Origin of the sequence: Roseomonas elaeocarpi, from assembly GCF_042433915.1 — a bacterium.
In the GTDB taxonomy this organism is placed as follows: Bacteria; Pseudomonadota; Alphaproteobacteria; order Acetobacterales; family Acetobacteraceae; genus Roseomonas; species Roseomonas elaeocarpi.
Window position 1 is genome coordinate 176,634 of sequence record NZ_JBHLUN010000001.1, and the last position, 12,823, is coordinate 189,456.

Below are 12,823 nucleotides of genomic sequence, written 5' to 3' on the forward strand. Positions count from 1 at the left end.
GTATCCCTCAGAAGGTCTGACGCAATCCGACGAGCACGACGTTCTGCAACGCCCTGCCGGAAGCGTAGTCGTCGCCGCGGGTCGTCAACGCGTACTGCGCAAAGGCGCTGAGCCTGGGCATGAGCTGCGTGACGAGCGCAGCGCTCGCGCTGAACACGTCACCTCGGCCGGAGCCAGGGGAGTTGAAGCGGCCGTACTGGACGCTGCCGACCGTGGAGGTCGCCGGGGTCAGATCGTGCGACCATGTGAGGCTTCCGGAGGTGCCGCGCTGACTGAAGGCGGTGGTTCCGGCCTCGACCGAGACGGGCTGGCGATCCTCGCGCGAAAGGGTCAGCGTGATGCGGTCGCGCGGCCAGGTCTGGCTGACCGAGATGGCGCCGCGGCGGACACGGAAAAGATTGCTCTGCACGCCGAGAAAGGAGTCGGCGAAGGGCTGCGCCGTCGGTGCGCCGGTCTCGGAGTCAACCGGGTTGCCCTGCTCGTCCAGCGTGGTGGCGGCAAGGAGGTCGACGGCGCGCTGGGCGTTGGTTGTCAGGCGCTCGGCGTAGTTCGCGAAGATCTGCGTACGCCCGCCCACCCCGATCACGGCATCCACCGTGGCCGAGTTGAAGCCGTCGTGGTGCCCGTACTTGGCGGTGATCCAGCTGTCGGGCGAGAAGTTCAGCCGCCCGCCGACGGCCCAGACCGGCTCGCTGATCTCGATGCCCGGCACGCCCCTGTAGCGCTGCCCCTCGTAGCCGCCTTCCACCAGGGCCAGGATGGTGCGGGTGACGGCGTAGCGCGCTTCCACCGAGGCGATCCGCCGGTAGGCGCCGTCGAGCACGCCGGTGCCGTCGTAGCTGGTCGAGTCCAATCTGGTCTGAAAGGCGAGGGGACCGAAGTTCTCGCCCGTGCGGCCCACAGCGTAGAACTCGTGCGCGGTGAAGTCCTGGTCGGAGAAGTAGCGTTGACCGTTGGGCGTGAAACCGCCGTCGTCCCGGCCGCCGCCGATGCCGTTGCCGCCGATATCCTGCGACACGGCCTGGAAGGCGTAGCCGATCTGCACCGTGCCGAGGCCGCCGAAGCGGTGGACGAAGTAAGGGGAGATCTGGACGCTGCTTGTTTGGACACGATTGTTCCGGTCCGTGACGGCCAGGCCCTGCGGCGCGTAGCCGCCGCTCGCGGCCTGGGTCGCGCCCGCCCCGCGTATGTCGAGAAAAACAGAGTCCGGCACCACCGTGGCCAGCACTTGCCCGTTGAAGTTCTGGTCCACGCGGTTCTGCTCGCCCCGCGCAACGTGGAATTCGATGCTGGGCTCATAGTTGAGCAGACCACGGAGACGGGACGTATCCACCGACAGGAGGAGGCCGGGGACGACGCTGGTGACGAAGTCCGCGCGCCGGTTCGTGTGGCTCTGATACAGGTTGTCGGTGGCGAGAAGCTCCAGGCCGAGGCTGGGCGTGATGCTCCAGCCACGTCCAGATGGTTCGGGCGGCGGCGCCACCACGCCGTAGGGGAAGTTGGCCGCATCGAGCCGGACGGTGCCGCTGTCCGCGGCCTGCGGCAGGGTGAAGGGCCCGGCGGCGGCACCCGTGCCCGCGGTGGTGCCCGAGCCCGGCTCCGGCGCCGTCGCATCCACCGGCAGGGAGGGTTCCGAAAGGAGGGGCAGCGGCGGCTCGGCATGCGCCTGGGACGCCAGGGCAAGCGCGGTGCCGAGGGCAAACCACCTGCTGGCGAGCAACTTCCGTACGGTCTCAGCCCACATCGGGCGCACCGTAGCTTCCATGGGCGCCGAAGGTGTCGTTGGCGGAGAAGCGCACGCGGTTCAGCAGGAGCTGCAACACCGGGCAGGCTTCAAGCATGTCGAGCGCGGCTTCGACCTCGTTACGCTGCGTCCGCTCCGCATCCACCACTAGGATGACCTGGCCGGCAATGGAGGCCAGCGTGCTCGCCTCGCTGGTTGAAAGGCTAGGCGGCGTGTCGAGCACGATGACGTGCCGCGGAAGGGCGGAAGCCAGGCGCAGGATGGCGTCCGCCATCGCCGCGCCCGAAGGCAGGTCGCGGCGGCTGCCCGGCTCCGGAGCCACGCCGCCCACGCCGTGGGGAAGGAAGAGCAGGCGATCGACCGCGGTGCGCAGCGGCAGCGTGGTCGGGCGGAGCGCAGGGTCCGAGGCCAGCTGGTAAAGCCCGGGTCGCCCGGCGACGTCGAGCGCGTGGCTGCAACCGCCCTGGCGCCCGTCGACATCCACCAGCACCACGCCGGCCGCGCCACCAGCTGCCGCGGCGGCCAGGTTGAGCGCGGCAAAGGTCTTGCCCTCGCCGGGAAGCGCGCTGGTCACCACCACGATGCGGCCCTGCGGCGTGGAGGATCGCGGACCTTCCTGCACCGTCCGCAGCATCTGGTGCTGGACGACGGCGATTTCCTCGACTGCGCGGCTCCGTCCGGGCCCGTTCTGCGCCACGATCAGGCCGGTGGCCTGAAGCCTTTCCGACGCGATCGGCGGCGGCTCCGGCGGCACCACCGTCGCGGGCCTGGCGGGCGCTTCCGGGATCGGCGGCGTGTCAGGGCGCGCGGTGCGCCAGTCCTGCGTCCCGCCATGCCCGCCCAGCAACTCGGCGGCGCGTTCAACCAGGTGGGTGCGTTGGGGGGCGGCCGGGCTCATGCCAGGATCCTCATGACCTGACCCGGCACGCCGCCGAGTATTGCGCCGAAACCCGCCAGCAACAGGACGAAGGCCCCGGCGAAGGCGAGAGCGGGAAGAAGGCGGCGCGGGGCCGCGGGTGCCGAAATGCCGCCCAGCACGGGCAGGCCGAGGCTGCGCAGGTCATGGACCGTGTAGAAGGTGCGATCCAGCCGGACGAGGGCCGCCGCGGCCAGCACCCCGGCCCCGATCCCCGCCATCAGCACGCCGGCCGCGAGAAGCAGGCGGTTCGGCGCGACCGGTACAAGCGGCAGCGTCGGTGGATCCACCACCTCCAGCCTCATCCGGTCGGAGTTGGTACGCGCGGCGCCGGCGATCTGAATGGACTCGCGCCGGGCCAGCAGCTCTTCGTAGTTCCGCCGCAGCACGGTGTAGTCGCGGTCGATGTTCAGGTACTGCGCCTGCACCTCTGGCTCGCTGCGGGCCACGGCGTCCAGCCGGTCCACCTCCGCGTGGCCCGTGCGCTCCTGACGCTCGAGGGAGGCGATCTGGGCTTCCACGTCCACGAGCCGGACGCGCAGCTGCTCCATGAGCGGGTTCGAGCGGGTGATGCGCTGCGCGGCGACGCGCGGCGCCGTGCTGCCACCTCCGCCCGCGCGCAGTGCCGCCAGGGTACGCTGGGCTGCCTGCACGTCGGGATGCTGGTCGGTGTAGCGCAGGCGCAGCTCTCGCAGGTTGCGCTCCGCCTCGGCGATGCGTCCGTCACCACCCCCGCCACCGCCGCCCGTTTCCGCGACGATCTGGGCCGGCGTGGCGTCTATCTGCTGCTGCGTCAGGTCACGCTTGGTGCGGGCATCCTGCAGCTCGCCCTGCACCTGCTGCAGCCGCGCCCGCGCCGCTTCCAGCCGCGAGATGCCGCCGTTGGCATCGGATGGCAGCAGGTCGATGTAGCGTGCCTGGAACTCGGCCTTGCGCCGCTCCGCCTGCCGCAGCTGCTGCTCGTAGGAGGCGATCTGCTGGGCGACGAAGGTGCGCGCGCTTTCCATCTGCTGCCGGTCGGTCGCCGTCGCAGCCTCCATGAAAAGGTTCAACGTGGTCTGCACCACGGCGCGCGCCACGTGAGGGCTGGGGTCACGATAATCGATGGTGAAGAGGTTGCGCGTCTGCGTGGTGATGTGGATGTCCCGCATCAACCGTCGGATCATCATGTCGCGCGAAGCGGTGTCGGGTGCCTGCTCGTCCAACCCTGTGCGGGCGATGACCTTTTCCACGTTGGGGCGGCTCAGCAGCGTGCGCTGCAGCACCTCGACCTGTCCGGCCGGCGTGCCATCGATCGCGATGCCGCGCAGCAGCAGGCCGAGAACCGCATCGGCATCGGCGTAGAGCCGCGCGCTGGATTCGTACTGGCTGGGCAGCGCGTGGATGCCGGCCCAGCCGCCCAGGCAGACGAGCCAGGCGATGGCCATTGCCACCCAGCGGTGTCGCCAGCCGGCCCGTGCGTGACGGCGAAGAAAAGCGGTTGCCTGCATGGTTCAGAACCAGCCCTGCGGGATGACCAGCGTGTCGCCCGGGCGCATCGCGGCATCCTGGGAAATGTCCCCGTCCCGCAGCAGGTCCGACAGGCGGACCGGAATGGCGGTGGAACGGCCGCCCGCGTCGCGCCGGATGATTTCCGCCCGGTTGCCCGCGGCGTAGCGGGTCAGCCCGCGCGCGCCGATCATGACATCAAGAACGGTCAGGCCTTCCCGGTAAGGCATCGACATGGGCTGCGCAGCCTCGCCGATCACGCGGATCTGGCGATCCGGCGGGCCCTGGAAGGACCGGACCATCACCGTCACCACGGGATCGCGCACGTAGGTGCGCAGCCTTTCCTCGATGTGCTTGCCCAGCTGCGAAGCGGTCAGCCCGGCCGCCTCGATGTCCGGAATAAGGGGCAGCGAGAGCCGGCCATCGGGCCGGATCGGCAGGTCCGGCGCACTCAGCTCCGGGGCCCGGTAAACGAAGATGGAGAGCGTGTCTCCGGCACCGAGCACGTATTCGGAGGAGGGCTGCGAGGCCGCCGCGATGTCGCGTGGCGCGCCCGATGGCCCGCTGCAGCCTGCCAGGGAAACCCCTGTCATCAGAAGCAGGAGTGGATATCCGATGCGGGACATGGCGGGCTTCCGCTCCCCTTTCCGACGCTGTGCCGGGTGGATGCTGTTGTCCGACGGCCGTTATCTCCGCTGTCGGACGCAGGGAAACTTACCAGCGTTAGGACCGCCATCAATGAATATCTTACAACATTTGAATAACTCTGAACGAAAATAAAAGTATTGATCAGAAAAAATATTGAATTGAAAGATTTTTTCTCACGTTTCATGAAATTACGTACCAGATTTTTTGCTTCTTTCAATCAACAATCAAATCTCATTGCTGTTATAAAATCTTCCGCCTCCTGGGCCACAATGGTAAATACTACGGACAGAGAGGGCTTTTCTTCGGGAGCGGCCTGATGACGAGCATGTTCGGACATGACGTCCGTTCGGAATTGCTGATCCTGTACCTGGCAGAAACGGCTTCCGTGTTCCTCGCCGTCTACGCGCTGGCAGTGCTGGGCGTAGCGCAGGACACGCCGGTCAACACGCTGGACGCCGGACTCGTCGCGATGGCGGTCGCGCTTTGCTGCGGCGTGGTGGTGGGCGCCAGCGGCCTCTACAGGCCAGAGGTGCTGTCGCGCGCCAGGCGGCTCGTTGCCGGGGGGTTCGTCGCTGCCCTGCTGCTGCTCATTCTTACCTGGCTGGGCCTCCAGCTCCTCGTTCCCGCCCGCGATCCGTTTTCCTGGGGTATGGTGGGTGCGGTGCTGCTGGGTTGCGCGCTCGGGGTGGCCGTGGCGCGCCTCGGCTGCATCGCGGCGTCGCGCTACGGCCTGCTCACCCGCCGCCTGCTCATTCTTCCCAACGTGCCGGCCCGCTTGGTCGGCTTAAGGGAAGGCGAGGCGGGACGCGACCTCCTGGTGCCGGTGAACATGCCGGCCGATCTCGCCGCCGGTGAGGCCCCCAGCCCGGATTGGCTGAGGGCGCAGCGGATCTGGGCCGTAGTGGCCGAATCCGCCGCCGTGACCGCCGCCATGCGTCAGCAGTTCCAGGAAGCCGGCGTAAGGATCCTCAGCCCGGACGAACTCGATGAATGCCGCTTGAACCGCGTGGCGCCCGAGCGCCTGCCGGCGGACTGGCTAGCAACGGCGCGCGGCCTGCGGCGCTCGCAGCTCGGCCAGGCCCTGCATCGCGCGGTCGATGTCGTGGTGGCGCTGATGATCCTTCTGGTCACCTTCCCCGTCTGGGCGGTGACGGCGGTGCTCGTGCGGCTGGATAGTCCGGGACCTGTTCTTTACCGGCAGGTCAGGGTCGGCCAACACGGGAAACACTTCACCCTCTACAAGTTCCGCAGCATGGTGGTGGATGCCGAGGCGGGTGGCGCAGCCCGTTGGGCCATGCGCAACGACCCGCGCGTCACGCGTCTCGGCCGCCTGATGCGCCTCAGCCGCATCGACGAGTTGCCGCAGCTCATCAACGTGCTGCGCGGCGACATGGCCATCGTTGGGCCGCGGCCCGAGCGCCCGAGCTTCGTCGAGCAGCTCGGCAGTGTCATTCCGCACTATAACGACCGTGCCCTGGTCAAGCCCGGCATCACCGGCTGGGCGCAGGTGAACTACCCGTACGGTGCCTCGGTCGAGGATGCACGGATGAAGCTCGCCTACGACCTGTACTATGTTTGCCGCCGCAGCCTTTTCCTTGACTTGATCATCATGGTGTCGACGGTGCGGGTCGTGCTGTTCCAGGATGGCGCACGGTGACTTCCGGCGTGACAGGGCGCGCGGCGTGAGCGGCACCGCTTCCTTCACCCTTCATGCGGGATGCGCGGCGATCAGCGCGGCCTGGACGGTGCTCGTGCTCGTGGTCGGACGCGGGGCCGCGGCCCGGCCACCGGCCGTGGCGGGTGCCACCATCGTGCTCTGGGCAACGACCGTGGCGCTGACGCCGGAGAATCCTCTCGACGGCATCGCGGGCTTCGCGGATGTGCTGCGGACCGCAACCTGGCTCGCGGTGCTGCTGCTGCTCTGCCGGCGGCTGACGGGTTCCGGCGGGGCGGCCCTGTTGCGGAGCTTCGGTGCGCTCGGCCTCGTCACGGCGGTGCTCGCCGCGGCGTCGCTCCTGCCCGCCACCGCGGAGGCTGCGAGGCTGCACGGCCTCGCTCCCGTGCTCACCCTGGCGCGGCCTGCCCTGGCGCTGCTCGTAGTGCTGGTCGGCGAGAACCTTTATCGCAACGCGCCCGAGGACATGCGGTGGCACGTGGTGCTGCCCTGCATCGCGCTCGGTGGGCTGGCCGCCTTCGACCTCTGGCTCTACGCGGATGCTGCTCTGTCCGGCGCTTTCTCGGACGTGCTGATTGACTCCCGCGCGGTGCTGACGGCGCTGGCGGCACCGCTGCTCGCGATCGCCGCGATGCGTGACCGGAGGGCCCAGCGCGAAGCGCCCGCGTCGCGCGGGCTGGTGTTCCACGGTGCCACCCTGCTCATCGCCGGCACCTTCCTGCTGGGGGCCGGCGTCGTGGGCGAAGCGTTGCACAGGCTGGGCGGTCCCTGGGCACGCGTGGCGCAGGTGGGGCTGCTCGCGGGAACGGTCATGACGCTGGCCGTGGCCGTTACCGCGCGCTCGATCCGCTCTCGCCTGCGCCGGCTCGTGGTGGATCACTTCTTTCATGCCCGCTACGACTATCGGCGGGAATGGCTGCGCTGCGTTGCCACGCTCTCGGCGCCGGATGCCGAAGCTTCGCCGGAGGTCCGGGCCATTCGCGCGGTGGCCGATCCCGCCGATAGCCCCGCGGGCATCCTGTTGCTGCGCGATCCCGGCGACGCGCCGTCGCGCGCGCCGGCGCTTTCCTGGGCGGGGTCCTGGAATGGCCCGGCGGTTCCGATGACGCTTCCGGCCGGGCACGCGCTGGTCCTGGCGTTGCGGAACGGGGCCTGGGTGGCGCAGCCAGGCCCGGGCGAGTTCCAGGACCTGCGGCGCTGCTTCGGTCCGATCTGGCTTGCCGTGCCGCTGACGCATCATCGCGACGGGCTGCTCGGCGTCGTGCTGCTTTCCCCGCCTCGGGCGTCCTTTGCGCCCGACGGCGAGGTGTTCGCTCTGTTGCGCGCCCTGGGGCGCGAGGTTGCCATGTTTCTGGCCGAACGCCGCGCTGCCCAGCGCGTGGCGGATGCCGAGCGTATCCAGGCCTATGCCGGGCGCTTCGCCTTCGTCGCGCACGACGTGAAAACGGTGGGAACGCAGCTCAGCCTGCTGCTGGCCAACGCAGATGCCAACATCGGGGATCCGGAATTTCAGCAGGACATGCTGGTCACGGTTCGCGCCGCGGCGGAGCGGATCAACACGCTGATCGCCAGGCTGCGGATGCCGGAAGAGGGAACGCCGTCGTCCGCGTCTCGCATCCGGCCGGGGGCACGGCTGAAGCAACTGGTGGGGCGCCGGCCTGTCCCGATCCTGATCGAGGCCGGTGACGAGGAGGAAACCCTGGTGGCCATGGCGCCGGAAGCGTTCGACGCTGCGGTGACCCATCTGCTCGACAACGCGGTGGAGGCCTCCCAGGGGCAGCCGGTGGTGATCCGGCTGCAGCGACAGGGGGAGATGATGGCGGTGGATATCGTGGACCGTGGTACGGGCATGTCGGCGGCCTTCCTGCGGGACGTCCTGTTCCGACCGCTCGCATCCTCGAAGCCGGATGGAAACGGCATCGGCGCCTGGCAGGCGCGGGAACTGCTGCGACGTGCCGGAGGCGACCTGCTGGCCCGGAGCAGCCTGGGAAGCGGCACCACCATGCGCATGCTGGTGCCGACCGAGCCCTCGGCGCCCATCCCCGCCGCGCAGAAGCCGGCTGAACTGGCCGCGGAGGCATGCCCTTGAGCAAGCCGAAGCTTCTGATCGTCGAGGATGATGCCGGCCTCGCCGCCCAGTACCGCTGGGCCTTTCCCGAATTCCGCGTGGTGCTCGCACAGAACCGCGCGCAGGCGAAGCAGCTCGCCGAAAAGGAGCAGCCCGCGGTCACCCTGCTCGACCTCGGGCTGCCGCCCGATCCGGAGGGCGTGACCGAAGGTTTCGCGACGCTCGAGGTCCTGCGTCGCGTGGCACCGGGCATGCCCGTGGTGGTTTGCAGCGGCCAGGGTCAACGCGAGAACATGCTGCGCGCGATCGCGCTCGGTGCGTATGACTTTTGCGAGAAACCTGTGGACGTGGCGCTGCTGCGCACGGTGATCGACCGGGCGCTGCGCCTGCGGGAACTGGAGGAGGAGAATCTCCGCCTGGCCGCCGCGCCGCGGCCGAGTCCGGTGCGCGACATCATCACGGCCGACGAAGGCATGCTGCGGGTCTGCGGGATCGTGGAACGCCTGGCGCAGGTGTCCGTTCCGGTTCTGCTGCTGGGGGAAAGCGGCACCGGCAAGGAAGCGCTGGCCCGCGCCCTGCACGAGATGGGGCCGCGCGCCAAGGCGAACTTCGTGGCGATCAACTGCGCCGCCATTCCCGAGCCGCTGCTGGAAAGCGAGCTGTTCGGCCATGAGCGCGGCGCCTTCACCGGCGCGGTGCGGCAGGTCACCGGCCGGATCGAGGCGGCGAACAACGGCACGCTGTTTCTCGACGAGGTGGGCGACCTGCCCGCATCCCTCCAGGCCAAGCTGCTCCGCTTCCTGCAGGAACAGGTGATCGAGCGGGTAGGCGGACGCACGCCGATCCGGGTGGATGTGCGGGTGGTGTCCGCGACCAACCAGCCGCTGGAGGAGCAGACGGAAACGGGGCGCTTCCGCGCCGACCTCCTGTATCGCCTGAACTCGCTGACCATCCGCGTGCCGCCGCTGCGCGAGCGTGGCGAGGACCCCCTGCTTCTCGCGCGCTGGTTCCTGGCCCGCTACGCGCGGGAGTTTTCCCGTCGCCTCCGCGGCTTCGACCCCGCCGCGACCCAGGCCATTCAGGCTCATACCTGGCCGGGCAACGTGCGGGAACTGTCCAATCGTGTCCGGCGCGCAGCCCTGATGGCGGATGCGCAGCTGGTCACGCCGGCCGACCTGGAACTGCGCGAGCCGGAAGCGGCGCCGGAAGACGACCTAGACATTCGCGCCACGCGGCTGCGGGCCGAGCGAACCGCGATCGAGCGTGCGCTGGCGCGCAGCAGCGGCAGCCTCACCATGACGGCGCGCCTGCTCGGCGTCAGCCGCCCCACGATCTACGCGCTGCTGGAAACCCACGGGCTGAGCGGCGGCCGCCATTACGTCGAGCCACCCGCGAACCCACCCAATACCGATAAATGAGCCGGAGCTCCGTGATGTCCTGCCCGATCTCAGCGCGCACCCATGCCGGCATCGCGGGGCGAGGCGCGCGAGGTGCGATCCTGGCCGGCGTCATGCTGCTCGGCAGCGCCGCGCTGGTGCCGCCGGCCATGGCCGCGGCGCTGGAGCGCGCGCAGGAGGCCACGGCGCGGGGTGACCTGAGGGCTGCCCAGCTGGAATGGCGAAACGCGGTGCGCGAGGATCCCGGCTCGGCGACGGCGCATGCGTCGCTGGCGCAGACCAGCCTGGAGCTCGGCGACGGCGAGGTCGCCGAGCGCGAGGCGCGGGCCGCGATGGAACGCGGCTACGATCCCGTGCGCGGTACCGCGCTGCTGATCCGGGCCTATCTCGTGACCGGCCGCTTCGAGGAGCTGCTGCGCGACTTCCCCGCATCGAGCCCCAGCCCGGCCAATCCGGCGGTGGCGGCGCAGATCGAGGCGGGCAGGGTCCTGGCGCTGCTCTCGACCCGGCAACAGGGGCCGGCGCGCGAGGCGGGCGAGGCGGCGCTGCGCCTGGCACCGGACGCGGAGGAGGTGCAACTGGCCAACGCCACGCTCGCGATGGTGGCCGGCGATCGCGCCGGGGCCGAGGCGACGCTGGACCGCTTGCTGGCGCGCAATCCCAGATCCGTGGACGGGCTGCTCCGCAAGGGCTCGCTGCAGTTCGAACGACGGGAGCTGCAGCCGGCGCTGGACAGCTTCTCTCGCGCCGTTGCCGCCGCGCCCGGCAACGTGGAAGCGCATCTGCGGCGGGCCGAGGTGCTGCTCCAGCTCAACGACGCGACGCGGGCCAAGGGGGACCTGGACGCAGCCCTGGCCGTGGCGCCGAACAGCCCGCCCGGCCTTTACCTCCGCGCTGTCATGCTGTCCCGATCGCAGGACTGGGCGGGCGTGGACGCCGCCCTGCAGCCGATCGGTGCGGTTCTCGGCAACTTTCCCGACGGCTTCCTGATGCTGGCCCTGGCCAAGCGCGGGCTGGGCCAGACGGCGCAGGCCGAGGACGCCGCGCAGCGCCATCTGGCACGCCACCCGGAAGACCCGCGCGGCGCGCGCCTCGTCGCCGCCTTCGCGATCGACGCGAAACGTCCCGAGGAGGCCATCGCGGTTCTGTCGCGCGTGGCGGAGCGCGGAACGGCGGACGCGGAAGCGCTGGACATGCTGGGGCGCTTGCAAAGCCAGGCGGGGCGCCCGCGGGACGCCGCGGCCAGCCTGTCGCGCGCCGCGGAACTCGCGCCGAACGACGCCGGCATCCTCGGCCGCCTGGCCGCGGCCCGCATGGCCACGGGCGACACCGCGGGCACGACGGCGGCGGCGGAAGGGGCGCTGCAACGCGACCCGAACCGGCCCGGCGTCCGGGAGATGCTCGCCTTCACGGCCATCCAGCGCGGCGACCTGCCGGGTGCGGAGGCGGAACTGGGACGCCTGGACCCGGCTGCGCGGCGTGGCGAGGCGGCGGGGGTGCTGCAGGGCACGCTCCACCTCGCGCGGTTCGAACTGCAGCCCGCACGCGCGGTCTTCTCCGACGTGCTGCGCGACCATCCCGCTTCCACCGCCGCCCGGAACGGCCTGGCGCGCGTCGCGCGGATCGATGGTCACCCCGAGGAGGCGGAGCGGCTGCTCGGCGAGGTGCTGCGGGCGGATCCGGCCAATGCCGAGGCGATCGGCCAGCTCGCCGCCGCGGCAGCGCCAGGGGCGCCGCGGGCCGCCCAGGCCGGGGCCGTGCTGGCGGCGGCGCAGGAGGCCGCGCCCGGCGTGCTGCCGCTGGCGGTGACGCGGGCCGGCGTGATGATGCGCACCGGTGATGCCGCCGGCGCCGCGCGGATCCTGGCCGCGCCGCCGCTCCAGTCCCAGGGTGGCGTCGCGCTGCCTCTGGCCCGTGCTGAGGCCCATGCGGCGGCCGGTGAATGGGCGGAAGCGGAGCGGCAGAGCCGCGCGGCCCTGGCCCTGGATCCGGACTCCACGCCGGCGCGCCGGCAGCTGGCGGGGCTGCTGGTCCGCTCCGGGGATGCGCGCGGGGCGGAAATGCTGATCGAGCAGGGGTTGCGGGCGCACCCGGCCGACGCGGCGCTGCAGCAGACGCTGACCGTGCTGGCGCTGCAGGCGCGGGGCCTGGACGCGGCGCTCGCCCTGGCCGACCAGCTGGCCGGGCAGCCGGGTACGCAGCCGGCCAGCCTGTCGCTGCGTGGCGACGTGCTCGCCACCGCCGGGCGAGCGCGGGACGCGGCGACGGCCTACGCGGCGGCCCTGGCGCGGTCCCCGTCGGGAGAGCTGGCGATACGCCAGGCCTCGGCGTTGCGCAGCGCGGGCGACGCGGACGGGGCGGCCGCCGCCCTGCGGTCCTGGCTGGCCACCAAGCCGGACGACGAGAACGCCCAGCTCTTCCTGTCGCAGCTCGACATACAGGCCGGGCGGAATGCCGAGGCGGAGCAGCGCCTGGAGAAGATCGTGGCGCGCCGTCCGGGGGATCCCGTCTCGCTCAACAACCTGGCTTGGCTGCTCGGGCAGCACACGGGGGACGCGGTGGCCCAGTCCCGGGCACTGGCCCTGGCGGAGCGTGCGTATTTCCTGACGCCCAGCCCCGACACCGCGGACACGCTGGGCTGGATCATGGCGCGCGACGGCCAGGCGGCGCAGGCGGTGCCCCTGCTGCGGCAATCCGCCGCGGCGCGCACGGCGGGGCGGCCTGATCCCGGCTCCGCCTACCGCTTGGCCTACGCGCTCCGTGCCGCGGGTGGCAGGGAGGAAGCGCTGGCGGTGCTCACCGCTGCCCTGGACGGCGCGCCGGCCTTTCCCGACCGGGCTGATGCGGAGCGCCTCCTCGTCGACCTGCGCTCGCCTCGCTGAGGAGC

General features: G+C 70.9%; 8 protein-coding genes. 4 read left to right on the plus strand and 4 right to left on the minus strand.

What is annotated here, in order from left to right; all coding sequences use genetic code 11:
- Positions 1-7: 7 nt before the first annotated feature.
- From ACFFGY_RS00595 to ACFFGY_RS00610, 4 genes are read right to left on the minus strand one after another with little or no spacing between them, the layout of a single operon-like run.
- Positions 8-1,720 carry a porin family protein gene (locus ACFFGY_RS00595; protein ID WP_377042402.1) on the minus strand — a complete coding sequence of 571 codons (1,713 nt, stop codon included), beginning with the start codon at positions 1,718-1,720 and terminating at the stop codon, positions 8-10.
- Positions 1,721-1,733: 13 nt separating this feature from the next.
- Positions 1,734-2,642 (minus strand): P-loop NTPase family protein, encoded by a 909-nt coding sequence (locus ACFFGY_RS00600; protein WP_377042403.1) that lies wholly within the window; start codon positions 2,640-2,642, stop codon positions 1,734-1,736.
- The gene (locus ACFFGY_RS00605; protein WP_377042404.1) at positions 2,639-4,150 is read right to left on the minus strand and encodes an XrtA system polysaccharide chain length determinant; all 1,512 of its coding nucleotides are present in this window, start codon (positions 4,148-4,150) and stop codon (positions 2,639-2,641) included. Before ACFFGY_RS00605 ends, ACFFGY_RS00600 begins: the two co-directional genes overlap by 4 nt.
- Before the next feature lie 3 nt (positions 4,151-4,153).
- Complete coding sequence (locus tag ACFFGY_RS00610; RefSeq protein WP_377042405.1) at positions 4,154-4,774, minus strand: XrtA/PEP-CTERM system exopolysaccharide export protein; 621 nt, start codon at positions 4,772-4,774, stop codon at positions 4,154-4,156.
- Between the two features lie 338 nt (positions 4,775-5,112).
- Between ACFFGY_RS00610 and ACFFGY_RS00615 the strand changes: the two genes are divergently transcribed.
- Genes ACFFGY_RS00615 through prsT form a run of 4 tightly spaced genes read left to right on the plus strand, consistent with a single transcriptional unit; the run spans position 5,113 to position 12,818 of the window.
- Positions 5,113-6,453, plus strand: coding sequence for a sugar transferase (locus tag ACFFGY_RS00615; protein WP_377042406.1), 1,341 nt, complete (start codon positions 5,113-5,115; stop codon positions 6,451-6,453).
- 25 nt (positions 6,454-6,478) lie between these two features.
- Positions 6,479-8,560 carry an XrtA/PEP-CTERM system histidine kinase PrsK gene (gene prsK, locus ACFFGY_RS00620; protein WP_377042407.1) on the plus strand — a complete coding sequence of 694 codons (2,082 nt, stop codon included), beginning with the start codon at positions 6,479-6,481 and terminating at the stop codon, positions 8,558-8,560.
- Positions 8,557-9,957, plus strand: a complete 1,401-nt coding sequence (gene prsR / locus ACFFGY_RS00625) for a PEP-CTERM-box response regulator transcription factor (protein ID WP_456316139.1) — start codon at positions 8,557-8,559, stop codon at positions 9,955-9,957. Before prsK ends, prsR begins: the two co-directional genes overlap by 4 nt.
- Positions 9,958-9,971: 14 nt before the next feature.
- Complete coding sequence (prsT, locus tag ACFFGY_RS00630) at positions 9,972-12,818, plus strand: XrtA/PEP-CTERM system TPR-repeat protein PrsT (RefSeq protein ID WP_377042409.1); 2,847 nt, start codon at positions 9,972-9,974, stop codon at positions 12,816-12,818.
- The last annotated feature ends 5 nt before the right edge of the window (positions 12,819-12,823 follow it).